Raw genomic sequence first — 23,719 nt, 5'->3', positions numbered from 1 at the left:
AAAATGCTCGTACCTGACGTTCTTATTTTTCAAAAGCTATACTCCAAATTCCTCTTACTTGATTAATATCATAGCCAATCGCCTTATCATTTGGATACAACCGATGTAATGCTTTTAGAGTTTTTGAATCAATATCTTTATTTGGTTTTCCATGGCATTGCAAGCACATAGAATTGGTTGTAATTGGATAATAGACATTTACTTGGTTATCGATTTGCTCTACAATTAGTTGAGGTTCACGATTATTTATTATCTCATTTTTAAAAGAATTAATATAATTCAACTCTTTAATACTCGCCTGATTATTGGCATTTCTAGGTTTATCTGAAACACGCTTAATTGTTGCATTATGTACCACAGACATACTATCTGTTAATGGATATGCCTTTTCATTACAAAATGTGAGAGCCTCAATTGCTCCTTCTTTTTGGATGGTTCTCATTAGGTTTTTACCCAAAACGGCTTTAGTCGTTAACGCATAGTTTAAACCACGTTCTCCATAAGGCAAAGGTTCAGTATTAACTTTAGCTTGTTGTTTACGCATACCCTTTCCTTTTCCCATTCCTTTACCTTTATGATTGCCTTTTTCTTCATTAAAATGAGCATCAAACCATTCAGGCTGTTCAATTTCATAATCAAACATATAGTCTGCGATTTGGTTGATGGTCTCTTCAGGAAATACCTGTTTTGGCATAACACCAAATCGTTTAACTGCTCCAAACATTTTTGCATCTTCTTCGTTAGGATTTTTAATCCATTCCTGCATTGCGTCTATAAATTGTTGTTTCGTAGTTCCATCATTTAAATAATGTTTTTTTATGGCAATCATTGGAGGCCCTAATCGTTCAACATGACTTGCAGAAGGACTATGACAAACATAACAATTAGTCTCCATTAGTTTTTTTCCTGGATGCTCTTGAGTAGCATCTTGCTTTATCACATCTGCTATTAAATAGTCTTCGCTTTTTTTAGTATTGCAACTCAAAAAAAAGAATGTCAGTATAAAAAAAATTAGTAGTCTCATGGTTTATCCTTTTAATTTCTTATTTAATTAAAACAAACTTAATATCGCTAATTGGTGACACTGCATGATCAATATTTTTTGGTAAAATAATAGATTCTCCTTCATTTATAACATAGGTGTTTTTGTCTATGTTTATCGTTGCTTCACCTTCAAGCATTAGCAATGGCGTATCCATAGGTGCGCTATGTGGTTTTAAAGTCTGATCTTTTTTCATTGCAAAAAGTATCATTTTATAAGCGTCGCTTTCATAATAAATTTTGCTGTTTATTTTATCTTCATACTCAACTTGATTAGTAAGTATGTTTTTTTTAGTTTCGGTATTATTTTTCATTTCTGAACAGTTTAAAGCCAAAACTATCATTGGCATTATTAGTACAAACTTTTTCATATTATTCATGTTTCCAATTAAGGTAACCTCCTTTTAAATCATAAATTTCTTTGAAGCCTAATTCTACTAACAATTTTGATGCTCGTTGACTTCTACTGCCAGATCTGCAGTAGAGATAAATGGGTTTGTTTCTATCAAATTTCTCAAAATATTGAACAAACGCACTTCGGTTAAAAACATCAACATTGATAGCTTTTCGGATGTGTCCTGAGTCAAATTCTCTTTTTGTACGAACGTCTATGAGTTGTACGTTCTCCTTATTAATTGCATTATAATATGCGTTAGGCTCTAACACTTTTATTTGGTCTAATTGCTGAGCAGCACTACCAAAAATTGAACTAAATATAGACATAGTAATTAAAATTAACTGTTTCATATTCTACAAAATTAACTCGTTACAACCAGCTATACAGTAACCTTTGTTACACTAACAAAAAAAGAGTAACATTTCTGTTACTCTTTTTTAACCAACCAATCAAAAATAAGATTAACCTCTTATTTTACTTAATTATAAATAAAACCAATCATTTATAAGTCAAATATAGTGAGATGATTTATTGTGTACAGTAACAAAAGTTACAAATCCAATAGTTTGATATTATTTCTGTACAATTCGATTTTCTTTTCGTTTTCAAGTTTTTTTAATAAGCGAGATACTACTACTCTTGAGGTGTGTAAATCTTCAGATATATCTTTGTGTGTAGCGTGAATGAGATCATCATGGGTTACCATTGCTTTGTCTCTTAGGTATTTCAGCAAACGTTCATCCATTTTTAAAAAAGCAATTGTATCGATAGCTTCTAATAGCTCTATCATTCTGGTGTGATAGCTTTGTAAGATAAAATTTTGCCAGCTTTTATATTTCCCTAACCATTCGCTCATTTTTTGAACAGGAATCATAATAAGTTCAGCATCAGTTTCCGTAATTGCCCTGATTTCACTTTTGGATTGTCCCATGCAGCATGACAAAGTCATAGCACAAGTGTCACCACGTTCTAAATAATACAGAACAAGTTCGCCATCATCGTCATCTTCTCTAAGGATTTTTATGGCACCACTAATTAATAATGGAATAGACTTTATATAATCGCCAATTTCAATGAGTTTCGAATTGGCTTTTAACTCTTTAACTACTCCAATGGTCTCAATCTCTTTTAGCAAATCATCCTCAAACAGATAACCATAATTATGTCTTAATTCTTCTATCATTAGTTCTTAAATCAATTTAATATTCAAAAGTAAGAATCTTAAAATAGATTCGACTGATATTTATCAAGGTAAACCCATAAAAAGAATATATACTATCTATTTTTAGTCCCATCGAGCTTCACTTTTAAGTCTGGTATTTTAATAAGTTCAATGGTCGTTGAGGCCAACACAATCTTACCATTAGAATTTTCAATTTCTTTTCCAATCCTGTCGTTTAAAAGGTGTTTTGTAAATCGTCTTTTTTTATAATCAACGATATATCTTAAATTAAACTCAATCCAATTATCTGTGAGTTTAATTGCTAAGGTTGGCTCAACTTGAGCATCTTCTATGTAGTATTTATTCACTACGTCAGTCCATTGTGATTTTGAATTTGCTGTGTATTCTGATAGAATTTCTGAAGCTATTTTGATGATAATCGATTTTGCCAAATCCATATCAGAGCCATAACGAATTGGTAAGTTCAATTCATCCCAAATAAAGGGGAAATCTTGTGAGTAATTATAAATAGGTCCTTTAAAGACAAACGCATTACTCAATTTTACGATTCTACCACTATAATTATCACTGCTTACCCATTGGCCAATCTCCATTAAGGTAGTGTAAATACTATCAACATCTATAACATCACCTTTTAATCCGTTAATCTCGATACGGTCTCCAGGTTTGTACACTTTCACCAAAAAAATATAAATAGAACCTGCTATACTCAATATTAATTCTTGTAAAGTAAAAGCGATACCTGCTGTAAACAGTCCTATTATTATTGTGAAATCCTTAATTGCACCAGAAAAATAAGTGATCGTTAAAATAACTAATCCCAAATAACCTAGTATTTCTATGCCTTTCTGAGTTTTGTATCGAACAACTGAATTTGATATTCTCTTTTTTAAATACCTTCTTACTATTTGAATTCCAATCAATACAAGAATAAGAATCATAAGAAACTTAATCATACTCCAAATAAATGGATTGCTAACTACCCAATCTTTTACATGTTCTAATTCTGTCATAGTATACTATTTAAAAGCCTTGATAAGCGTCTAATTTATTTTTAAGCGTTCTAATTTGAGATTGAAGCTGTTCAACTTGCTTAAGTAGGTTATAGATGGCGTCAATTCCTTCTAAATTTATATGTAGATCATAATGCAACCGGATCATTTTTTCAACATCATTAAGCTGATTGGTTTGCAGATAATTTTCAGTATCAGTAATAGTAATTTCAACTAAATCATAGTCTTGAAGTGCTTTAATAAAGGCAACAGGAACATTATAATGTGCACAAAATTGTTGAATTGAAATTAGATTATCAGTTTTCATATGCTCTCAATTTTGAAAGTTCTGTAAAAAGTTCTTTTTCCTTAGCTGAAAGATTTTTGGGTGTTTTTATAGTATAGGTGACATACAAATCACCAAATTGTCCTTCTTTTTTATACTTTGGAAACCCTTTACCTTTTAATTTGACTTTTGTACCGTTTTGGGTTTCAGGTTTTACTGTTAATTTGACTTTTCCATCAAACGTATTAACAGTTATCTCACCTCCTAAAAGCGCTTTATATAAATCTAAATCAACTGAAAGATACAAATTATGTCCATCTCTTTTAAATGGAGTTGTATTGTGTATTGAAAACTGAATATACAAATCACCATTAGGACCACCATTAATTCCTTTTCCTCCATGCCCTTTTATTTTGATGACTTGTTCGTTTTCTACTCCAGCAGGAATGGTAATTCGTATATTTTTATTGTTTACAGTTAAAGTACGTTTGTGAGATGTATACACATCTTTGATATTTAATTCTAATTGTGCGTTAAAATCTTGACCTCTAAACTGGCCTTGTCTACGTTGACCTTTAGTATGACCTCTACCAAACATAGAACTAAAAAAATCTGAGAAATCACTATCACTATATCCACCAAAATCACCTTGCGACGTTTGTTGTCGAGCATATCGCTTTTGTTGTTGCTTAGCTTTTTTATAGTCTTCGGCATGTACCCAATGCTCTCCATATTCATCGTATTTTTTACGATTTTCAGGATTGCTTAATACTTCATTGGCTTCATTAATTTCCTTAAATTTCTTTTCGGCTACTTTATCATTCGGGTTTAAATCTGGATGGTATTTTCGAGCTAACTTTCGATATGCTTTTTTGATATCGCCATCAGAAGCATTTTTAGAAATGCCTAGTATTTTATAGTAATCGATGAATGCCATTACTTCTTATTGTGTGTTTTAATATATTGCTTTAATATTTCTTTTAAACTTTCTAAATACTCTTCCATAATCTTAATATCCATATTTGGATGAACTTGAGTTGGTATAGTGATGGGATTTTCGTCTAAAGTTGCATAGAGTTCTGGGTAATTAACTTCGATACTAGTAGAAAGTCTTATAATTTGATCCTCTATGTCTTGTAGCGTTTTCATTATCGATAATTTAGTTGTATTTCCAGATAAAATTTGGTTTTTCATTTTCTAAAACATCTTTAGTCATTTTAAAAACCGTAAACTGAATGATTTTATGATTAACTGTAAACTCTGAAACGTCATCTTCAAGCAGTTCATGCTCAACCCTAAAGGTTGAACGGTCTAATTTATATGGTTCAATTAACATTTCTGCAATATAATTTAAGTGCATTTGAATGTCTTCTAATAATTTTAAAGATTGATTTTTAGATTGATGAAGGTCTATTTGAAGTTCTCTTAATTCATCTAAATTTTCCTGCAGAAGGAGTTTTATAAAATAAGTATCAATTAAACGCTCAAGAAATTTAATTTCATATAATTGAAATTTTAAATTATCCTGCCAGCGTTCGGCTAATTTATATAAATCTTGCCATGCAGCTTCTTGAATATAATCTCCTTTAGGTCTATTTCTATAATTACTCATAATAGTTAATTTAGAATTTATGATAAATATAATTTTAAATAGAATCATTAGAAATGATTAATATCATTGAACGTAAGCTTAGATAAGTATTCTACCGTCTCCCATTTGTATAATTCTATCTGTCTTATTTGCAAAATCTTCATCATGTGTTACGACTAAAAGCGACAAACCTTGCTCAACACTTAATTGCTTGAAAATATTGAATACATTCTCTGCATTATAGCTATCAAGATTACCTGTAGGTTCATCTCCCATTATTATTGAAGGATTATTGATCAATGCACGAGCAATGGCGACCCTTTGTTTTTCACCTCCAGAAACACGTGATGCTCGCTTTTTTGCCAAATGGTCAATATTGAGCATTTTAAGTTTTGCCATAGCATCATACTCAATTTCTTGAAACGATTTTTCTGCTAATTTTTTGGCAGGAAGCATAACGTTTTCCAGCACTGAAAATTCAGAGAGTAAATAATGAAACTGAAATACAAATCCAATATGCTTATTTCTCAAATAAGATAAATGTGTTCTATCCTGACCAGTAATAAGCTGATTATTTAAAAACAATTCGCCTTCATAATCTGTATCCATGGTAGAAAGAATGTAGAGTAAGGTAGATTTTCCACAACCAGATTTACCCATTATCGAAGCAAATTCTCCCTTTTTAATCTGAAAATTAATATCCTTTAAAACATGAAATAACACAGGTTTTTTAAAGTATTTGTTGATCTGTTTTGATTCTAATACAATGCTCATATTACTGGCCTCTAATAATTTTTACTGGATCTATTTTTTTAGCTTTTTTAGAAGGTAAATAACCTGCGAAAAATGTTGACAGCATTGCGAATGAAAAACCGATGATGAAATAAATTGGATTCAAATTTATAGGATAGGTTTCTACTGTCGGTAAAGCTTCAGTTTGAAACGGAATAGTATCAATTATACTCACCAATCCATAACCTATGAGCAACCCTAAAACACCACCAACAAAACCAATAATCATTGCTTGACTCATAAAAATAAGCTGAACATCTTTACCAGAAAATCCAGTTGCCTTTAAAATGGCGATATCATTCATTTTCTCGTAAATAAGCATGTTCAAAATATTATATATACCAAATCCTGCTACGATTAGTAGTGTTATTGACACCGCATAGGTAATTAGGTTTCGTATTGTAGTTCCAGTTTCAAACTGTGCATTTGCTGTCTTTATATCAATAGCTTTTAGCTTAAATTGTTCCTCAATTTTTTTAGATAGAGGAATCGCTAAATCAATATCATGAAGTTTTACATTAATATCTGTAATATAATTATTTGCTTCACCAAGAATACGTTGTACTGTTTTTACATTAACGAAACTTTGAATCGCATCAAGATCAGCAATGCCACTCTGATAAAACCCAACAATTTTTAATGGAAACACACCTCCTTTAATAGGACTAACTTGAACGCGATCTCCAACGTTCAATGACATTTTTTTTGCAATACCAATGCCTAACAAAATTCCATTATCAGTTTGATGAAGTGCTTCGGCTGAACCTTCAACAATATAATCGCTCATATTGAAAAATCTCACTTCATCTAAGGGATTAATACCTGTAAGATTTCCTCCAATTTCTATAGAACCAGCGATATAAAAAATTTGTGTTTTGACTTGTGGAAGTGCTCCACGAACATTATGATTAGATTCTAAATAATCAATTATTGGTAGTGCATTATGAATTTTCTTTTGACCTAATTTAGGTTTTATAGAATGGATAATATTAAAGCTTTCACTAAAATCATCATATAATGAAACAGGTTGCTCTTTTGACGGTTCAATTTCATTATAGATATGAATGTGAGGTGTTTGATTAAGTATTAAATCATCTAACATCGTATTTAAACCTGTCATAAAACACACCAATGTAATATACGAACCAATCCCAAAGGTTACACCTAGAGCAGCAATAGAAGTTTGCTTTATTTTGGTGAGCAAATGTGTTTTGGCAATACTTAATATAACGTTCCAATTGGTCATTATTCAGTTTTATAGATATAAGTATCTTTGGTAATTCCTGACAAGATTTCGATGTATTCTATATTTTGAAGTCCTGTTTCTACAGTTACAAATCCTTCGTCTGTTTTCACCTTATTACTTTCAATTAAATAGGCTTTAGGAATGGTTAACACTTGTTCTTTTTTAGCAATTACAATATTAGCTTCACCTGAAAGTCCTGGATACAAAATTTCTGGTGGATTTACAAAAAGGGCTTCTATGGTAAAAGTTTGGTTGCGTTCGTCTTTTTTTGGATAAATCTTATACACTTTAGCTTTAAAGACCGTATCTGGATAAGCATCCAATTGAATTAAAACGTCCTGCCCTTTTCCAATTTGAACAATATCGACTTCATCTACTAATAACTCAATAATAAACCGATTAGCACTTCCAATTGCTGCCATTGGTTCCAAACTTGTAACTATTTCTCCAGGCTCCTTATACAAGGCATATACTTTTCCATTCATTTTACTATTAATAGTAAAATCATTATTTGCAATAAATGAAGATTGGTATGCATTTTGAGCTTGTTTAACTGATGTTTGAAGCTCATTTTTAGTCCGATTATATTTGCCTTGAAGTAGCTGCAATTGATTGGAAGCCAATTCATAAATAAGCTTTTTAGATTCAAATTGCGTTTTAGAACCTATGTTTTGTTCCCAAAGACTTTTTTGCCGGAAATAATTGATAGAATCATTTTTATATTTGAGTTTGGCTGCCCTTATTTCATCTTGAATATTATTTAAAATAGCAGCTTCTCCATCATAATTCTGTTTAGCCAAATCCAACGCAAACTTGGCATTTTGAGTATTTAGTTTAGGCGTCTTATCAATGATTTGAAATAAAGGCGTATTCTGTGAAACCAAATCACCTTCAACCACAAAAACAGCATCTAATATTCCTGAAACTGAAGCATAAACTTGATAAAGACTATCTGGCTGAATGGTTGCTGAAGAATATACAGATTCTGTTAAATCACGCTCTATTGGTAATATGCCTTCTTGCGTGCCTGAACAAGACAGCAATAGAAACAATATGCTTATGCAAATCCATACTTTCATGTAATTGTTTTTTAAGATTCCATAGTGTTGGTTATCTATCATGCCTTCGAGAACCAACGCTTTGTTGTTTGCTAGTTCCATATCTAATAGGCCAGTTTTGATTGCAACAAAGTGTATTCATTTAAGTTGGTCGCATCAATAGCTCCATAAAGTTTCCCATCATTTACTACAGGAAATAATTCTTGCTTATCAGTATAAATAAGTTGATATACTGTTTTGAGTTTATCTGTGTCTTTTACAGTTTTAAAATTTGTATCCATGACTTCCTCAACTGAAACCATTTTATTAGAATTTTCAATAATCGATTTGTGATGCAGAATTCCTTTAATTGTATGATCCTCAACAACAATAAAACTAGTTTCTGTCCCAGAAATTATTTTGTTTACAACAAGATCTATAGAATCTTGAGGTTTAAAAGTTGTGATATTGAGTAACATAGCTTCTTCTACAGTATGACCATCGAGTAAGGCTAATTGTTGCACCATTCGATTTTCACCATAAGCTCCTAAAAAGATAAATAAGGCAATAAATATCAAAAACGGATTATAAAGCAATCCGATTAATAAGAAAACAACAGCGGTAAATTGACCAATGCTTGCTGCGATTTGAGTGGCTTTAACACGATTCATATTCATTGCTAACAATGCTCTCAGAATACGACCACCATCCAATGGAAATGCGGGAATGAAGTTAAAAACCACCAAGCCTACATTTACGACAAACAAGAAGAACAGAAAGCTTGGTAAGCTAAAACTCATTAAAACCTCGAAAGTTTCTGTAAAGTTTAAGTGCATAAAATCTTGAATTGGAATCATAAAAAATAATAAAGCAGCTATAACAACATTAACTAAAGGGCCTGCTAAAACAATAAGAAGTTCTTGTTTTGGTGATTCAGGAAGATATTCTAAACTCGCCATTCCGCCAATGGGAAGCAATGTTATACTATGGGTTTTTATACCAAATCGTTTAGCCATTAATGCATGTCCCAATTCATGTAAAACAACACATAAAAAAACTGCTAAGACAAAGGCTATATTGAACATTATACTTGCCGTGTTGCCACCTCGTTTTAGTTCTTCAAATACAATCCATGCTATTAAAAAGAAAAATGTCCAATGAACAATAATCTTTATTCCAGAAACACGACCTAAACCTAAATTTGCTTTCATGTGATACCCTTATTTTATCTACTTATTTCTCAAGATGAACAATTACCCTTTTTGATTGTTTTACAACGTACCCAAAGCAATCTCAATCATTGTATTAAAAGTACTTTCACGCTCGTCTTGCGTAGTTCGCTCCTTGCTAACCAAAGAATCAGAAACTGTTAAAATTGAAAGTGCTCTCACATTAAATTTTGCTGCAATTGTATATAATCCTGCGGTTTCCATTTCTACACAAAGCACACCAAACTCCGCCCATTTTTTGTAAGCATCATAGTCATCTTCATAAAATTCATCGGCAGATAAAACATTTCCAGCTTTAATGTTGATATTATGCTCTTTTGCATACAATGCAGCTTTCATAAATAATTCAAAATTTGCAGTTGGCGAATAATCGGCATTTATAAATCGAGAATTATTAATTCCAGAAGTTGAAGATGCTGCCATTGCAATTACTATATCACGCAATTTTATGTCTTTTTGATAAGAACCCGTAGAGCCAACCCTAATCAAGTTTTTAACACCATAATCATTAATAAGTTCATGGCAATATATCAAAGCAGATGGTATTCCCATACCAGTTCCTTGTACAGAAACACGTTTTCCGTTATACAGACCTGTATAGCCTAACATGCCTCTTACATCGTTATAGCAAATTGGATTTTCAAAAAATGTTTCTGCAATCCATTTCGCGCGCATCGGATCTCCTGGTAATAAAACCGTTTCTGCGATGTCTCCTTTCTTTGCTTCTATATGAATACTCATGATTTCTTATTAGTTTGAGTTAATACTATTGATAATCTCTTGTTTTTGAAGTAGTCCAGATTGCCGCCAAACCTGTTTACCGTTTTTGAATAAAAGCATGGTTGGCACACCTTTAACTTTATATTTTGAGGCTAAAGACTGATTTTTATCCACATCAATTTTTATGATTTTGATGTTGTCTCCTAGCTCCTTTTTAACGTCTTTTAAAATAGGTGCCAACATTTTACATGGACCACACCAATCAGCAAAAAAATCTACTAAAACAGGTGTGTCAGAATTTATTAGAGTGCTAAAACTAGTTGTCATTATTTTGCTTTTTAAATTCGATATTAAGTTTTGCCAAGAGCATTAGTTCAGACTTATTTTGATTAGAGAAACTGGCTGCAACCTTGCCAGCAGTTTTTAATATTAATGACTTTATTTTACTACTAAAAAGAGCGTTATTTTGTTTTTTAAATCTTATAAAACTATTGTAGCATTCTTCAGCAGAATATTGGTTATCCTTACAGAGCCAAATAAATGTGTTTACAATGACATTATCCATGTTTCTTATAGATTTATCAGTTATAATATCCTGACTTAACCAATATTGCTTCACTAATTTTTTCAAGGTTTCAAGCTCTTCATCCCTTACTACATTATCTATAGCAGCAACAGCATAAAATAGTTTACCAAGATTTTGGTAGAATAGAAACATTATGCTCTGTTGTTGATTCAAAATAGGTTGAATTTATAAGTAAAATTACATGGAATAGATTTCTATATCAATGATATAAATCAGTTTAGAACAAACATCAAAAACTTAAGTATTTACATTAGGATTATGGTCAGGAATTGTTTAAATTTAAGGTTAATCTTAAATGTTTAATTTGCTACAACAAGACCAAGAAATATTCAACATATTGCTGGAAGCAGTTTCTGAAGGTGTGATTATTGTTGATAATCATCAGCACATTATGGAAGTAAACAAGACCGCTGAAGCACTATTTGGTTATAAAAAAAGTGAGCTGATTCAACGAGATTTAAACCTACTACTACCTTCTAATTATCATAAAAATCATACTACACATTTTGAGGCGTTTGTTAAAAATGGCAAACCACGACAAATGGGAGAAGCTTCAGATTTATTTGCCTTAAAAAAAGACGGCAGTATTATAGCCATTGAAGTAGAACTAAACCCCTTTAAAATTTACAATAAAACCTATGTCATGGCATTAATTAAAGATGTTTCAGACAAAAAAGAAACTGAAAAAGATTTAATGCTAAAAAGTAGTGCTTTACAATCGGCAAGTAATGGTATTATAATTACAGATGCTTTAAAACCTGATAATCCTGTAATATATTTCAATTCAGCATTTCAAAATCTTACAGGATATTCAAGCAAAGAAATACTGAATCATAATTGTAGATTTTTACAAGGTAAAGATAGAGACCAAGAACCTCTTAAAAAATTAAGAAAAGCCATTAAAAAAGGTGAAAGTTGCCAAGTTACACTTCGTAACTATAAAAAAGATGGTACGCCATTTTGGAATGACCTATATATCATGCCCATAGTTAACAACAAGGATATAATCACTAATTTCATTGGAATTCAAAATGATGTCTCCTTAAGAAAAAACGTTGAAGAAGAACGTAATCATTTGGCGACAATTATTCAGGAATCATTAAATGAAATTTATGTGTTTGATTCTACCACATTAAAGTTTTTAAATGTAAATCATGGTGCTCAAAAAAACATTGGTTACACCTTTGAAGAATTAAAACAAATGACACCTTTAGATTTAAAAACTCAAGAGGATGAAATTGTGTTTAGAGACAACATAAATGTTTTAATTAAAAAAAATGTTGAAAAATTAGAATTTGAGACCATTCACCAGCGTAAAGATGGAACAACATATCCAGTTGAAGTTCATTTACAACTCTCCAGTTTAGGGGAAAAAGAGGTTTTTGTAGCTATTATTTTAGATATTACTGAACGTAAAACCTATACCGAAAAACTTGAAAAAGAAGTAGAAGAACGTACAGCGCAACTTAAGGTAGCTTTATCAAAAGAAAAAGAACTTAACGAACTTAAAACAAAATTTCTATCGCTGGTATCCCATGAGTTTAAAACACCGCTAAGTGGTATTTTAACCTCGTCAGTATTATTAAGTAAATACAAACTGAGTGAAGAACAGGAAAAGAGAGATAAGCACATTAAAACCATTGCAGACAAAGTTCAATATTTGAATTCGATTCTAAACGATTTCCTATCTTTAGAACGATTAGAAACCGGTAAATTGAATTATAATTTTAATCATTTTAAACTCAGTAAAGTGATTGATGAAGTAATTTATAACGCGAATATGTTACTTAAAGAAGGGCAGTCTATCAAATATCCAAATGATATTGACAACTATTCACTTTATCAAGATGAAAAATCAATCGTTTTAATTCTTTCTAATTTAGTTAATAATGCCATTTTATATTCTCCAGAGCATAAAACTATTGCCATTGATGTCTCCCAAGATGAAACCACCACAACTATTAAAATTAAAGACCAAGGGATTGGCATTCCTCTAAAAGATCAGAAAAATATTTTTGATCGTTATTACAGAGCAGAAAATGTTAGCAATACCCAAGGTACGGGTATTGGTTTAAATATCGTAAAGAACCATTTAGAAAACTTAGGTGGAACAATTCATTTTACTAGTGAAGAGCACCATGGCACAACATTTACAATAACGTTTCCTAATACAGCAAAACCATGACAAGTATTTTACTTATAGAAGACGATATGGTATTAAGAGAAAACACTTGTGAGCTTTTAGAGCTTGCAAACTATAAAGTTATTACCGCTTCAAATGGTAAAACTGGTGTTAAGATGGCAAAAGAATACGTACCAGATATTATTATTTGTGATATTATGATGCCTGAACTCGATGGCTACGATACGCTAAAAATTTTATCTCGAAATAAAACTACTAGATACATTCCATTTATCTTTCTATCAGCCAAAACAGAACGCAAAGACGTTAGAATGGGAATGAATTTGGGTGCAGACGATTATATTACGAAACCCTTCACAGAAGAAGAACTCATTAATGCTATTGAGAGTCGGTTGGCAAAAGCAGCAATCCTTAAGGAGTTAAAAAGTAGTCCAAAAGAACCATCAAACGAGACCATTAAAACACTGAACGATTTAAAAAACTTTTTTGATGATAATGGTACGGAATTCACTTTTGAAAAAGATGACATCGTTTATCGCGAAGGAGATCATTCCAACTATATTTATCTTATTACAAAGGGTACAGTCAAATGTCATCAAATTGATGAACAAGGTAAAGAGTTAGTTACTTCATTGTATAAAGAAGACGATTTTTTTGGTTACAACTCCTTCACTAGTAATCTTTCTCATAAAGAAACAGCCACTGCTATTGAACCTTTAACACTAGTAGGCTTACCAACCATTGCTTTTAATGATCTTCTAGACAACAACCCTAAAGTTACATTAGATCTTATACAATTGTTATCTGACGATGTTTTGCTTTTGAAAAATCAATTATTAGAAATGGCTTATGGATCTGTAAATAGAAAAACGGCAATGACCATTTTAAAATTTGCTGAAAAAATAAATCGAAAACCAGAAGATTCCATTAATATTTCTCGTAATGATTTGGCAAGTGTTGCTGGTATTGCAACAGAAACCTTAATACGAACCTTAACCAATTTTAAAAAGCAAGGCATTATTACAACTGAAGGGAGAAATATTAAGGTCTTAGACTTAGATAAATTAAAGGATATCCACTAATACATCTACGAATTTTTCCAATATGACCAATATCATTTTAGGTACGTAGTCTAACCTCTAAATTAGCTATTCTAATGTTATTGTTCGATGAAAAATATATTACTACCTACTGATTTTTCAGAAAATTCATGGAACGCAATTGCTTATGCCATCCAATTTTTTGAAAATCAAAGCTGCAACTTTTATGTCCTGCACATTAATTCCCTAAGCAATTTAGTGACTACTGATGCTCCAGTCATTATGAATCAAAACGACATAGAAACAATTTACATAAAACCTACAAAACAAAAATTACGAAAGTTACTAGAACGTATTGTAACCTTAACCACAAATAGGAAAAATCACAATTTCTATACGATTACTGAAACCAATTTTTTTATAGATGGCATTCGAAAAGTGGTAAATGAAAAGCAAATAGATTTCATAATTATGGGCACCAAAGGTGCATCAGGATTAGAAAAAATCATTTTAGGTTCTAATACGGCTAATGTCATTACCAAAGTAAAATGCAATACCTTAGTAATACCAGAAAACGCAAAATTTGTAACACCTAAAGAAATCGCATTTCCGACAGATTTTTCATTATCTCATAATTTACATTTTTTACAACCTATTGTAGAAATTTTAGAGCAATATAAATCTACTTTACGAATGGTATATATTAACAAAAACAAAGAAGGTTTAAACAATGATCAAATGAAAAACAAAGAATTACTAGAAGATTATTTTAATCATCATCCTTTTAGTTTCCATTATTTAACAAATAAAAAAATAGAAACTGCAATTCAATGTTTTGTTGAAAGTAGAGCCATAAATATGATTTGTATGGTGGCTAAAAACCTAAATTACTTTCAACAAATATTATTTCATTCAAAGGTCGAAAACATAAGTTATCACACCGATATTCCCTTTTTAGTCTTACACGAAAAAACCAAAAACTATGGATAATTCAATTTTTTTAGCAAAATTCTGGGGATGGTATCTCCTCATTTTCTTTTTTGTATTAAGTCTTAACCCTAAACGAATAAAACAAGTATTTAATGACCTCAATGATGAAAAATTTCTGATCCTCTCCTCCTTTTTAGCTATCATTATTGGTTTAATTAATATTCTAAAACATAACATTTGGGAATTGAATTACAAGCTTATTATAACAGGTATTGGATGGGTTTCAATGGTTATAGGATTGGCACTGTTTATTTTTCCAAAACCTACAATAAATTGGTTGATATTTATTAATATCAAACTTGTTCAAGTTATTTATTTATTGCTCTTTTTTGTCGGTCTTTTTCTACTAAATGTAGCCTACGGAGTTGTATTAATTTAAATAAAAAACCATAACTGATAAATATCATTTCGGGTATAAACCTTTCAAATTATATTTGTAGTGTCATTTAATTTTGGCTATTGGAAATGGGGATTTTCATTAGGCTTGCTATTAATTCTGAAAGAAGCCAAACGCATGTTTGGCTTCTTTTATCTGTTACCATTTTTATACGATAACTAAAGAAAAGTAATTGATGGCTATAAAATAGCTTCATCTGATATATATCATTGAATTTAATAAGTCAACAACATAGTTTTGTAAAACAACGCAAAATTATACCACCATGCTATCCATACTTCTTCCCACCGATTTTTCTAAAAATTCTATGAATGCCATCAAGTATGCCTTAGAATTTTTTAAATACCAAAAAGTAAATTTCTATGTGATGCACGCGTATAGAAATGAGTTTTACGACCATGACGAATTGGTGTCTAGAGAGAACTTTGATGCGGTTTTAAATAAGGTTAAAAACGAATCTCAAAACAATCTTGAACTACTCATAAATAAAGTAAAAAAAATAGCGCCTAACCCTAGGTTTACCTATAAAACTATTTCAGCTTATAATACGCTCGTAGAAGAATCTAACGCCATTACAGATCAATACAATTTAGATTTAATTGTCATGGGTACCAAGGGCAAATCTAATGAACGCCATATAGCATTTGGAAGTCAAACATTTCAAGTTTTAAAATATGTAAAATGTCCAGTATTAGTCATACCTACAGACTATACCAACACACAACCCAAGCGTATTTTATTTCCTACTAATTATCTAATTCCTTACAAACGTCGTGAGTTAAAACTATTATCTGTTTTAGCAAAATCATATAGAAGTGAAATAGATGTTTTATACATTTCCACAAGCAACAAATTATCTATCCGACAAGAGGACAATCAAACATTTATAAAAGAAACATTATCTAATAATAAGGTCAATTTCCATATTGAAAACAGTAAAAAAGTAGCCCAAACTATTTCATCATACATACAAGACAAAAGTATAGATATGGTCACCATGGTAAATACACAACATTCCTTTTTAGAGGATATGTTATTTCCGTCAACACTTGATAAAGTTGGATTAGGGTTAGAAATACCACTATTGGCGATGCAAAACACAATGCGCAATTAACATAAAAACACTTACATCATGAAACATATATTATTACCAACCGATTTTTCAGAAAATTCGTGGAATGCCATTACATATACCTTACAATTATTTAAAAATGATGAATGCACATTTCATTTACTAAATACCTATACGCCTATCATTTACCATACAGAATATGTATTGGGTTATCCAGCCCAGTTTGGATTGGGAGACGCGGTTAGGAATACTTCACAAGAAAATTTAAAATCATTACTGCAAAGAATCACTGAAACGTTTAATAATTCAAAGCATAAATTTGAAACAGCAGCAAGGTTTGACACGATAATTTCTGGCATAAAAAAATACATGAACGATCACTCAATAGAGTTAATAGCCATGGGAACCAAAGGTGCCACAGGAGCAAAAGAAATTTTATTTGGATCAAATACAGTACATGTATTTAAGGAAATAAAAACTGCTATTTTGGCTATTCCATCAGATTTTGAATACGAACCACCTCATGAAATATTATTTCCTACAGATCTAGAGGTAAACTATAAAAGTTCACAACTCAATATTCTTAGGGAAATAGCAACGTCAAATCATTCTAGGGTAAATGCTATACATGTATCTACTGGTTACGAACTATCTAAAGATCAAATAAGCAACAAACAAGATTTAGAGTTATATTTCAAAAATATAGCTTATTTATATCATGATCTCAAAAGCATGAACATCATAGAGGCAATTGATCAATTTCAGTTAAAACATAAAATCAATTTGTTGGTTATGATTAATAACAAGCATTCTTTCTTTGAAAATTTATTTTTCAAGAATACAATTAATCAAATAGGATTTCATTTAAGCATTCCATTTCTGGTGATTCCCTCTAAGGTATAGTTCTGGACTGATTTATATCATTTCTAAAAGCCATCCTAAACCTTACATTACCTCTATTAATTTATGATGTTCAGCCATGAAAACAAACATATTATTACCCACAGATTTTTCAGATAACGCTTGGAGTGCAGCTGTATATAGTTTAAAATTCTATGCTGAGGAAGAATGCACATTTTACTTTTTACATTCGTCTAAAATAAAAATTTCTTCAATGTCAAGCATATCGAATAAATTATCAGGAATTATGGCTGAAAACGCCATGAAAGAGCTCAACGAATTAAAAGAAATGGCAGAAAAAACAAATGTAAATGCCAACCATGATTTTGAAATTATTTTCAGTATTGAAGACTTACAAGACGCCATAGAGACTTCGGTTACAAAATATGACATAGATCTTGTAATTATGGGAACAAAGGGTGTTACAAAAGCTCAAGGAGTTTTCTTCGGAAGTAATACCATTCAGATCATAAAAAAAATGAAGCTTTGTCCTGTGTTAATTATTCCTGATGAATTTGATTTTTTAGAGCCACAACAAATTGCGTTTCCTACAGATTTTAATCATTTTTATGGTGAAGAGTTAGTGCCCTTAAAACGCTTGGCAGATGTATACAACTCTAAAATTAGAATAGTTCATATAAATGAAGAGGAAAACCTAACTACTCTTCAAAGTTATAATTTGGCTATGCTTAAAACTAATTTAGAAGATTATCCACATAGTTTTCATTGGATGCCAACCTATGCGAAAAAAACGAAGGAAATCAACGACTTTATAGAAGAACTCGATATCGATATACTTGCAATGATAAACTACAAACACAGTTTTATTGAAAGTATCATCAATGAACCTATTATTAAGAAAATCGGATTTCATCCAACAGTTCCATTTTTAGTTATTCCTTGTATGAACTGATGGATGTCATTTCACTATTAATGTTCAGATCGTAATTTTATATCTATACGATAAATACCATGATTATGAGACATAAAATTTTGTTACCAACAGATTTTTCAAAAAATTCAATGAAAGCAATAAATTTTGCTAGAGAATTGTACAAAAATGAAAGCTGTGATTTTTATGTTCTTAATGTGTTTTCTGCTACAGGTAATATTTTAAAAAGTTTATTAAACCTAGAACCTGGAAGCGAATTATACGAATCTGCAAAGTTGCACTCCGAAAATGGTTTGGCTAAAGTTTACGACATTATAGCCATGAGTGACTTTGACAATCCTAAGCATCATTTTGAAGTCATCTCAACCTTTAACAATGTCATCGACGCTATTAAGCAAATAGTAGAACAAAAAGATATTGAGATGATTGTAATGGGAACCAAAGGAGAAACTCATTCAAGAGCAACGGCTTTTGGTAGTTCGGCTATAAATGTCATGGAAAAAGTACGTAATTGCCCTGTAATAGTTGTGCCTCAAGATGCAAAAATCACATTACCTAAGGAAATTGTATTTCCTACAAGCTATAAAACACATTACAAACGAAGAGAATTAAACTATCTAAAAGATATTGCTAAAAAATGTGATGCCACGATTATCGTACTTCATGTTGAAGAAGCCCATGAATTGGATACGAATCAGCAGGAAAATAAAGAACTATTAGAAGATATATTAAACGGTTCAAATTATAAATTTCACACCTTATCACATAACTCTGTTGTAACAGCTCTAAACATTTTTGTAGAAAGTAGAGCGAGTGATATGGTGGCTTTTATAAATAAAAAGCATATGTTTTTTGGAAGCATGCTCACAAATGCGATGGTTAAGGAAATTTCATTTCATTTAAAAGTACCAATATTAACAATGCACGATTTAAGAAATTAAAAATAAGAAAACATGAAACATACAGGCATCTGGATAGATAAAGATAAAGCTCATATTGTAACTATTGAGAATGGAGTTGAAACATTTAACACTGTTTTATCAAATGTAGATCATTTTAAACCTCATGGAGGTTCAGGAACAAAATTAAAAGGTGGTCCACAAAATGTTGTCCAAGACAGTAAGTATTTAGAACGTGAAAAACACCAATTAAAGCAATATTATAATGCTATCGCGACAGAAGTTAAAGACACAGATGCATTAGTGATTTATGGACCAGCAGACACTAATAAAAAACTAAGCAAAGAATTATACGAAAATCATAAGAGCTTAAGTCACAAAATAAAAGATGTAATAAAAGCTGATAGCATGACAGAAAATCAAGTTAAAGCTTTGGTAAGAGACTTCTTTAAGTTGAATTAAATTTCAACGGTTTACTTAGTTAGTGAAGTGAAACTGCCATTGTCTAATTAGATTTTGGCAGTTTTTTAAAACATAAATTATGATCAACACAGACTTTGAGATTACAAAATCATCTGGAGAAAAAGTGAAGTTTTCATTAGAGAAGCTTCGTTCATCATTAAAACGAATAGGAGCCGATAAAGAGACGATAGATCAAATATTAGCTAATGTTCGTGATGAATTATATCAAGGGATCTCTACTAAAGAGATTTATAATAGAGCCTTTGCCCTCCTCAAAAAGAAAAAAAGCTATCTAGCCTCTAGGTACAAACTAAAAAAAGCCATCTATGAGTTAGGACCTACAGGATTTCCTTTTGAACGTTTTGTAAGTTCTATTCTAAAATATTCAGGATACAAAACTGAAGTGGGTAAAACTTTACAGGGTAAATGTGTAAAACATGAAATTGATGTTATTGCACATAAAAAAAATGAAACCACAATTATAGAATGTAAATTTCACAGTGAGCAAGGCCCTAATTGTAATGTGAAAATCCCACTATATATTAACTCACGTTACAACGATGTAAAAACACATTGGGATGCTAATTTAAAAAACGGTACCACACTTACTAAAGGTTGGTTAGTAACCAACACCAGATTTACTGAGGATGCATTACAATATGGTAATTGCTGTGGACTCTATTTATTGAGTTGGGATTACCCTAAAGATAATGGTTTAAAAGACCGAATTGATAGACTAGGACTATATCCTATAACAGTCTCAACTTTACTGACTAATAGAGAAAAACAATTCTTATTAAGCAGAGATACCGTGTTATGTAGAGAATTATTAGGAGACGTTTTCTATTTAGATCATTTAGGTATTTCTGAAATAAGAAAAGAGAAAATTTTAAATGAAATTTCGCAATTATGTCGCTAAATATATACTCAAAATGGAAAAATTTGTAAAAATCAATTTTTTAGGTGCTTCAGGAGTTGTTACGGGTTCAAAATTTCTAATTGAAACTTCAGAAAAAAACATACTAATTGATTGTGGTATGTTTCAAGGTTTAAAAGAACTTCGAGAATTGAACTGGAATGATTTACCTGTTGATGTAAACGCAATAGACGTTGTTTTACTTACTCATGGCCATTTAGATCATGTTGGCTACTTACCTCGTCTAATTAAGCAAGGTTTTAAAGGAAAAATTATAGGAACGGCGCCTACGTTGGCAATAGCAGAAATCATACTTAAAGATAGCGCTAAAATTCATGAAGAAGAAGCCAACAAAGCAAATAAAGAAAACTACAGTAAACACAATCCTGCTCTACCCTTTTACACGGTTTTAGATGCTGAGAAAACTATAAAACTATTTGAAGTAGAGCTAGAAGACAAATGGATTCAGCTATCAGAACATATATCCTTTCGTTTTCAGTATAACGGACATATTATTGGTGCTACTTTTATAGAACTAGATATCAATAGAAAACGCTTTGTGTTTTCTGGAGATATTGGCAGAACGAATGATTATTTATTGAATGATCCTAAAAAACCAGAATGGGCAGATTTTTTATTCATTGAAAGTACCTATGGTAACAAACTGCATCCCAAGGAGGATTTAGAAACCATGTTATCTACAATTATCAAAGATACCATTTATAAAAAAGGAAATCTTATCATTCCAAGCTTTGCTGTTGAGCGCTTACAAACATTGATGTACATCCTATGGAAACTGTATAAGAAAAATAAGATTCCAAATATTCCAATTTTTATTGATAGCCCTATGGGTAACAATGTTTTAGAGGTTTTTAAACGTTTTCCTAAATGGCATAAACTGCCAACAAAAGACTATAAAGCAATGTGCAAGCACATAAATATTATTCAGTCTTATAAAGAAACTTGGGAAACTATAGATGACAAACGATCAAAAATTATAATCGCAGGAAGCGGCATGGTCACTGGAGGACGCGTACTCACTTATTTACAGCAACTTATTGACGAGCCATCTACAACTGTATTATTAGTTGGTTATCAAGCTGAAGGCACACGTGGTCGACAACTTCAAGATGGCACACATGAAATTCGTTTTTTTGGAAAATATTATCCTGTGAACGCAACTATAAAAAACATTGAAAGCTTATCGGCTCATGCAGATCAACAGGATTTAATAAACTGGATGAAAAACATTAAAAACATTCCTGAACAAGTATACCTAATTCATGGTGAGCCTACCGCATTAGATGCGTTTAGAGTAAAAATAAAAAGCATATATCATTGGAATGTGAAAATCCCAAAATTAACAGATGTAGAAAAAGTAATGATTTAAAATAAAAACTCATGGAAACTAAAAACAATTATAAAAGTTTTAATAAAGGCAAAACAATAGATGAATTACAATATAATATGTTCCAAAACATAGCAATACTGAAAGCCTTCAAAACTGATTATGAATTCATTAAGCATCTCATTGAAGCTTCTATTTACAAGCCAAATACAAGGAATCTTTTTGAAATTTTACAACAGTATAAAAAAGAGATAGAGCTTGCAGATTCTGAACTTATTCTACTTATTGAAGAGGCAACTAATAACAACAATAAGATAGCCCAAAAAATAGAATATAATGATTTAGAATGTGACAGTTTATGTATTGAAAAATTTGATGTATTGGAACAAAAATTTCATACATTTTTTTACAAAACGATAAATAGTAAAAGACAAATGTTTGAATATTTACACAGTGTAATTAAAATCTGCTAGACCATAAAAGCACCTCATAAATTAAGAGATCAAACTGACTGATATCATTTCATAGAATATACTTCATTAGTAAATTAGTAACAGATAATTAAGTTTAACTCTAAAACCAAAAAAATTATGTCACTTATTAAATTTAACAACGGAAACAGATTATTTCCAAGATGGTCAAATGAAAGTTTAAAGAACTTTTTAAGCAATGATGATTTTTTCAATCATGACTTTTTAGAAGAAGACAGTTTGATGCCTGCAATGAACGTGAAAGAACAAGACAAAAACTTTGAAATTGAGTTTGCAGCTCCTGGCTTTTCAAAAAAAGATTTTGAAGTTACCATAGATAATAATACACTCAACGTGTGTGGTGAGAAGAAAAAAGAATCTGAAGAAGAGGATGAAGACTACACTTGCAAAGAGTTTAGTTATAATTCATTTAAAAGATCTTTAAAACTACCAAAATCAATAAATACTGATCAGGAAGTAAAAGCCACTTACAAAAATGGTATTCTTAAGTTAAATCTTCAAAAGAAAGAAGAAGCAAAAGAACAACCAAAAAAAGTAATTGAAGTTTTATAATAATCAAGAAAGCAGATTGTAGTTAGAGGGATTACTTTCTGCTTTCGCATTTAAAAAAGCATAACATGACAACTAAAACTCACATACATTATGTAGAATGGCTGAGCGCAGACCAAATGCATGACGCTTCAAAAGAATGGCTTTCAGAATTAAAGTTTCTAAGAGATGAGCATCTGTTTTTTGAAGATCTCATAACCAAATTTACATCTCAAATAATCGACTTTGGAAAATTTTCAGATACCAAAGAAATTATTGATGCCATTAATAAATCTCAAAAGCGAAATAATTTACTTATTGAAGTCGTAAAAACACACGAAAATGACCTTCAAATAATGGTAGATGGTATCGACCAAGTTGAAGAAGAAAAGGCCTACACTAAAGAACATAGTGGTTTAATTGTGACAATCGCTAACTTCTTAAAAGAATATAAATTGCTCAAAGCACAACTCTTCAATATCATAAAAGACATCAAAAAAGAAGACAAACAAAGACGCTTAATTGATAAAAAATAACTTTT

30 protein-coding genes are annotated in these 23,719 nt (G+C 30.9%); 14 read left to right on the top strand and 16 right to left on the bottom strand.

Annotated elements, in window-relative coordinates:
* Positions 1 to 22 precede the first annotated feature (22 nt).
* The 16 genes from VOI25_RS13255 to VOI25_RS13180 all read right to left on the bottom strand — a co-directional run bounded on the left by VOI25_RS13255 (position 23) and on the right by VOI25_RS13180 (position 11,232).
* Positions 23 to 1,024: a c-type heme family protein gene (locus VOI25_RS13255; RefSeq protein ID WP_323789561.1), complete on the bottom strand. Its 1,002-nt coding sequence runs from the start codon at positions 1,022 to 1,024 to the stop codon at positions 23 to 25.
* A 19-nt stretch (positions 1,025 to 1,043) separates the two neighbouring features.
* A complete protein-coding gene (locus VOI25_RS13250; protein WP_323789560.1) occupies positions 1,044 to 1,355 on the bottom strand; it encodes a cupin domain-containing protein in 312 nt (103 codons plus the stop codon).
* A 58-nt stretch (positions 1,356 to 1,413) separates the two neighbouring features.
* Complete coding sequence (locus VOI25_RS13245; protein ID WP_323789559.1) at positions 1,414 to 1,788, bottom strand: rhodanese-like domain-containing protein; 375 nt, start codon at positions 1,786 to 1,788, stop codon at positions 1,414 to 1,416.
* A 200-nt stretch (positions 1,789 to 1,988) separates the two neighbouring features.
* Positions 1,989 to 2,621 carry a Crp/Fnr family transcriptional regulator gene (locus VOI25_RS13240; protein WP_323789558.1) on the bottom strand — a complete coding sequence of 211 codons (633 nt, stop codon included), beginning with the start codon at positions 2,619 to 2,621 and terminating at the stop codon, positions 1,989 to 1,991.
* Between the two features lie 92 nt (positions 2,622 to 2,713).
* On the bottom strand, positions 2,714 to 3,634 hold the full coding sequence (locus VOI25_RS13235; protein ID WP_323789557.1) for a mechanosensitive ion channel family protein: 921 nt from the start codon (positions 3,632 to 3,634) through the stop codon (positions 2,714 to 2,716).
* A 10-nt stretch (positions 3,635 to 3,644) separates the two neighbouring features.
* Positions 3,645 to 3,941: a chaperone modulator CbpM gene (locus VOI25_RS13230; RefSeq protein ID WP_323789556.1), complete on the bottom strand. Its 297-nt coding sequence runs from the start codon at positions 3,939 to 3,941 to the stop codon at positions 3,645 to 3,647.
* Positions 3,931 to 4,836 (bottom strand): J domain-containing protein, encoded by a 906-nt coding sequence (locus VOI25_RS13225; protein WP_323789555.1) that lies wholly within the window; start codon positions 4,834 to 4,836, stop codon positions 3,931 to 3,933. The genes VOI25_RS13230 and VOI25_RS13225 overlap by 11 nt, the downstream gene beginning before the upstream one ends.
* On the bottom strand, positions 4,836 to 5,048 hold the full coding sequence (locus tag VOI25_RS13220) for a hypothetical protein (protein ID WP_323789554.1): 213 nt from the start codon (positions 5,046 to 5,048) through the stop codon (positions 4,836 to 4,838). Before VOI25_RS13220 ends, VOI25_RS13225 begins: the two co-directional genes overlap by 1 nt.
* Positions 5,049 to 5,058: 10 nt before the next feature.
* Positions 5,059 to 5,511 carry a hypothetical protein gene (locus tag VOI25_RS13215; RefSeq protein ID WP_323789553.1) on the bottom strand — a complete coding sequence of 151 codons (453 nt, stop codon included), beginning with the start codon at positions 5,509 to 5,511 and terminating at the stop codon, positions 5,059 to 5,061.
* Positions 5,512 to 5,589: 78 nt separating this feature from the next.
* On the bottom strand, positions 5,590 to 6,264 hold the full coding sequence (locus tag VOI25_RS13210; RefSeq protein WP_323789552.1) for an ABC transporter ATP-binding protein: 675 nt from the start codon (positions 6,262 to 6,264) through the stop codon (positions 5,590 to 5,592).
* A gap of 1 nt (position 6,265) precedes the next feature.
* Entirely contained in the window at positions 6,266 to 7,528 is a 1,263-nt protein-coding gene (locus VOI25_RS13205; protein WP_323789551.1) for an ABC transporter permease, read from the bottom strand.
* Entirely contained in the window at positions 7,528 to 8,688 is a 1,161-nt protein-coding gene (locus VOI25_RS13200; RefSeq protein ID WP_323789550.1) for an efflux RND transporter periplasmic adaptor subunit, read from the bottom strand. The genes VOI25_RS13205 and VOI25_RS13200 overlap by 1 nt, the downstream gene beginning before the upstream one ends.
* A gap of 2 nt (positions 8,689 to 8,690) precedes the next feature.
* The gene (locus VOI25_RS13195; RefSeq protein WP_323789549.1) at positions 8,691 to 9,776 is read right to left on the bottom strand and encodes a site-2 protease family protein; all 1,086 of its coding nucleotides are present in this window, start codon (positions 9,774 to 9,776) and stop codon (positions 8,691 to 8,693) included.
* A 60-nt stretch (positions 9,777 to 9,836) separates the two neighbouring features.
* The gene (gene deoD, locus VOI25_RS13190; RefSeq protein ID WP_323789548.1) at positions 9,837 to 10,535 is read right to left on the bottom strand and encodes a purine-nucleoside phosphorylase; all 699 of its coding nucleotides are present in this window, start codon (positions 10,533 to 10,535) and stop codon (positions 9,837 to 9,839) included.
* Between the two features lie 9 nt (positions 10,536 to 10,544).
* A complete protein-coding gene (gene trxA / locus VOI25_RS13185) occupies positions 10,545 to 10,841 on the bottom strand; it encodes a thioredoxin (RefSeq protein ID WP_323789547.1) in 297 nt (98 codons plus the stop codon).
* Entirely contained in the window at positions 10,831 to 11,232 is a 402-nt protein-coding gene (locus VOI25_RS13180) for a hypothetical protein (RefSeq protein ID WP_323789546.1), read from the bottom strand. Before VOI25_RS13180 ends, trxA begins: the two co-directional genes overlap by 11 nt.
* Positions 11,233 to 11,395: 163 nt before the next feature.
* On the opposite strand from VOI25_RS13180, the gene VOI25_RS13175 reads away from it, so the two are divergent.
* From VOI25_RS13175 to VOI25_RS13110, 14 genes are all read left to right on the top strand, one after another.
* On the top strand, positions 11,396 to 13,285 hold the full coding sequence (locus VOI25_RS13175) for a PAS domain S-box protein (protein ID WP_323789545.1): 1,890 nt from the start codon (positions 11,396 to 11,398) through the stop codon (positions 13,283 to 13,285).
* Positions 13,282 to 14,325: a response regulator gene (locus VOI25_RS13170; RefSeq protein ID WP_323789544.1), complete on the top strand. Its 1,044-nt coding sequence runs from the start codon at positions 13,282 to 13,284 to the stop codon at positions 14,323 to 14,325. The genes VOI25_RS13175 and VOI25_RS13170 overlap by 4 nt, the downstream gene beginning before the upstream one ends.
* 87 nt (positions 14,326 to 14,412) lie before the next feature.
* Entirely contained in the window at positions 14,413 to 15,273 is an 861-nt protein-coding gene (locus VOI25_RS13165) for a universal stress protein (protein ID WP_323789543.1), read from the top strand.
* Positions 15,266 to 15,652 carry a hypothetical protein gene (locus tag VOI25_RS13160; protein WP_323789542.1) on the top strand — a complete coding sequence of 129 codons (387 nt, stop codon included), beginning with the start codon at positions 15,266 to 15,268 and terminating at the stop codon, positions 15,650 to 15,652. Before VOI25_RS13165 ends, VOI25_RS13160 begins: the two co-directional genes overlap by 8 nt.
* A gap of 283 nt (positions 15,653 to 15,935) precedes the next feature.
* On the top strand, positions 15,936 to 16,784 hold the full coding sequence (locus VOI25_RS13155) for a universal stress protein (protein ID WP_323789541.1): 849 nt from the start codon (positions 15,936 to 15,938) through the stop codon (positions 16,782 to 16,784).
* Between the two features lie 18 nt (positions 16,785 to 16,802).
* Positions 16,803 to 17,645, top strand: a complete 843-nt coding sequence (locus VOI25_RS13150; RefSeq protein ID WP_323789540.1) for a universal stress protein — start codon at positions 16,803 to 16,805, stop codon at positions 17,643 to 17,645.
* Positions 17,646 to 17,721: 76 nt separating this feature from the next.
* Entirely contained in the window at positions 17,722 to 18,555 is an 834-nt protein-coding gene (locus VOI25_RS13145; protein WP_323789539.1) for a universal stress protein, read from the top strand.
* A 65-nt stretch (positions 18,556 to 18,620) separates the two neighbouring features.
* Complete coding sequence (locus VOI25_RS13140; protein ID WP_323789538.1) at positions 18,621 to 19,475, top strand: universal stress protein; 855 nt, start codon at positions 18,621 to 18,623, stop codon at positions 19,473 to 19,475.
* A 12-nt stretch (positions 19,476 to 19,487) separates the two neighbouring features.
* Positions 19,488 to 19,895 (top strand): hypothetical protein, encoded by a 408-nt coding sequence (locus tag VOI25_RS13135; protein WP_323789537.1) that lies wholly within the window; start codon positions 19,488 to 19,490, stop codon positions 19,893 to 19,895.
* A 79-nt stretch (positions 19,896 to 19,974) separates the two neighbouring features.
* Entirely contained in the window at positions 19,975 to 20,814 is an 840-nt protein-coding gene (locus VOI25_RS13130) for an ATP cone domain-containing protein (RefSeq protein WP_323789536.1), read from the top strand.
* 13 nt (positions 20,815 to 20,827) lie between these two features.
* Entirely contained in the window at positions 20,828 to 22,201 is a 1,374-nt protein-coding gene (locus VOI25_RS13125; protein ID WP_323789535.1) for an MBL fold metallo-hydrolase, read from the top strand.
* An 11-nt stretch (positions 22,202 to 22,212) separates the two neighbouring features.
* On the top strand, positions 22,213 to 22,632 hold the full coding sequence (locus VOI25_RS13120) for a hypothetical protein (protein WP_323789534.1): 420 nt from the start codon (positions 22,213 to 22,215) through the stop codon (positions 22,630 to 22,632).
* A gap of 117 nt (positions 22,633 to 22,749) precedes the next feature.
* Positions 22,750 to 23,202 carry an Hsp20/alpha crystallin family protein gene (locus VOI25_RS13115; RefSeq protein WP_323789533.1) on the top strand — a complete coding sequence of 151 codons (453 nt, stop codon included), beginning with the start codon at positions 22,750 to 22,752 and terminating at the stop codon, positions 23,200 to 23,202.
* Positions 23,203 to 23,267: 65 nt separating this feature from the next.
* Complete coding sequence (locus VOI25_RS13110; protein ID WP_323789532.1) at positions 23,268 to 23,714, top strand: hypothetical protein; 447 nt, start codon at positions 23,268 to 23,270, stop codon at positions 23,712 to 23,714.
* The last annotated feature ends 5 nt before the right edge of the window (positions 23,715 to 23,719 follow it).

The organism is Psychroserpens sp., assembly GCF_034670085.1.
In the GTDB taxonomy this organism is placed as follows: Bacteria; Bacteroidota; Bacteroidia; order Flavobacteriales; family Flavobacteriaceae; genus Psychroserpens.
This window is presented reverse-complemented; position numbering and strand designations above follow the sequence as displayed.

Bases quoted from the DNA above. Each gene is read 5' to 3' on its own strand.
- VOI25_RS13170 (WP_323789544.1), top strand. From the start codon at position 13,282: ATGACAAGTATTTTACTTATAGAAGACGATATGGTATTAAGAGAAAAC.
- VOI25_RS13115 (WP_323789533.1), top strand. From the start codon at position 22,750: ATGTCACTTATTAAATTTAACAACGGAAACAGATTATTTCCAAGATGG.
- VOI25_RS13230 (WP_323789556.1), bottom strand. From the start codon at position 3,941: ATGAAAACTGATAATCTAATTTCAATTCAACAATTTTGTGCACATTAT.
- VOI25_RS13205 (WP_323789551.1), bottom strand. From the start codon at position 7,528: ATGACCAATTGGAACGTTATATTAAGTATTGCCAAAACACATTTGCTC.
- VOI25_RS13245 (WP_323789559.1), bottom strand. From the start codon at position 1,788: ATGAAACAGTTAATTTTAATTACTATGTCTATATTTAGTTCAATTTTT.
- VOI25_RS13235 (WP_323789557.1), bottom strand. From the start codon at position 3,634: ATGACAGAATTAGAACATGTAAAAGATTGGGTAGTTAGCAATCCATTT.
- VOI25_RS13240 (WP_323789558.1), bottom strand. From the start codon at position 2,621: ATGATAGAAGAATTAAGACATAATTATGGTTATCTGTTTGAGGATGAT.
- VOI25_RS13140 (WP_323789538.1), top strand. From the start codon at position 18,621: ATGAGACATAAAATTTTGTTACCAACAGATTTTTCAAAAAATTCAATG.
- VOI25_RS13110 (WP_323789532.1), top strand. From the start codon at position 23,268: ATGACAACTAAAACTCACATACATTATGTAGAATGGCTGAGCGCAGAC.
- VOI25_RS13120 (WP_323789534.1), top strand. From the start codon at position 22,213: ATGGAAACTAAAAACAATTATAAAAGTTTTAATAAAGGCAAAACAATA.
- VOI25_RS13255 (WP_323789561.1), bottom strand. From the start codon at position 1,024: ATGAGACTACTAATTTTTTTTATACTGACATTCTTTTTTTTGAGTTGC.
- deoD (WP_323789548.1), bottom strand. From the start codon at position 10,535: ATGAGTATTCATATAGAAGCAAAGAAAGGAGACATCGCAGAAACGGTT.
- VOI25_RS13150 (WP_323789540.1), top strand. From the start codon at position 16,803: ATGAAACATATATTATTACCAACCGATTTTTCAGAAAATTCGTGGAAT.
- VOI25_RS13125 (WP_323789535.1), top strand. From the start codon at position 20,828: ATGGAAAAATTTGTAAAAATCAATTTTTTAGGTGCTTCAGGAGTTGTT.
- trxA (WP_323789547.1), bottom strand. From the start codon at position 10,841: ATGACAACTAGTTTTAGCACTCTAATAAATTCTGACACACCTGTTTTA.
- VOI25_RS13165 (WP_323789543.1), top strand. From the start codon at position 14,413: ATGAAAAATATATTACTACCTACTGATTTTTCAGAAAATTCATGGAAC.
- VOI25_RS13250 (WP_323789560.1), bottom strand. From the start codon at position 1,355: ATGAAAAATAATACCGAAACTAAAAAAAACATACTTACTAATCAAGTT.
- VOI25_RS13175 (WP_323789545.1), top strand. From the start codon at position 11,396: ATGTTTAATTTGCTACAACAAGACCAAGAAATATTCAACATATTGCTG.
- VOI25_RS13130 (WP_323789536.1), top strand. From the start codon at position 19,975: ATGATCAACACAGACTTTGAGATTACAAAATCATCTGGAGAAAAAGTG.
- VOI25_RS13195 (WP_323789549.1), bottom strand. From the start codon at position 9,776: ATGAAAGCAAATTTAGGTTTAGGTCGTGTTTCTGGAATAAAGATTATT.
- VOI25_RS13135 (WP_323789537.1), top strand. From the start codon at position 19,488: ATGAAACATACAGGCATCTGGATAGATAAAGATAAAGCTCATATTGTA.
- VOI25_RS13160 (WP_323789542.1), top strand. From the start codon at position 15,266: ATGGATAATTCAATTTTTTTAGCAAAATTCTGGGGATGGTATCTCCTC.
- VOI25_RS13225 (WP_323789555.1), bottom strand. From the start codon at position 4,836: ATGGCATTCATCGATTACTATAAAATACTAGGCATTTCTAAAAATGCT.
- VOI25_RS13220 (WP_323789554.1), bottom strand. From the start codon at position 5,048: ATGAAAACGCTACAAGACATAGAGGATCAAATTATAAGACTTTCTACT.
- VOI25_RS13210 (WP_323789552.1), bottom strand. From the start codon at position 6,264: ATGAGCATTGTATTAGAATCAAAACAGATCAACAAATACTTTAAAAAA.
- VOI25_RS13145 (WP_323789539.1), top strand. From the start codon at position 17,722: ATGAAAACAAACATATTATTACCCACAGATTTTTCAGATAACGCTTGG.
- VOI25_RS13180 (WP_323789546.1), bottom strand. From the start codon at position 11,232: ATGTTTCTATTCTACCAAAATCTTGGTAAACTATTTTATGCTGTTGCT.
- VOI25_RS13155 (WP_323789541.1), top strand. From the start codon at position 15,936: ATGCTATCCATACTTCTTCCCACCGATTTTTCTAAAAATTCTATGAAT.
- VOI25_RS13215 (WP_323789553.1), bottom strand. From the start codon at position 5,511: ATGAGTAATTATAGAAATAGACCTAAAGGAGATTATATTCAAGAAGCT.
- VOI25_RS13200 (WP_323789550.1), bottom strand. From the start codon at position 8,688: ATGGAACTAGCAAACAACAAAGCGTTGGTTCTCGAAGGCATGATAGAT.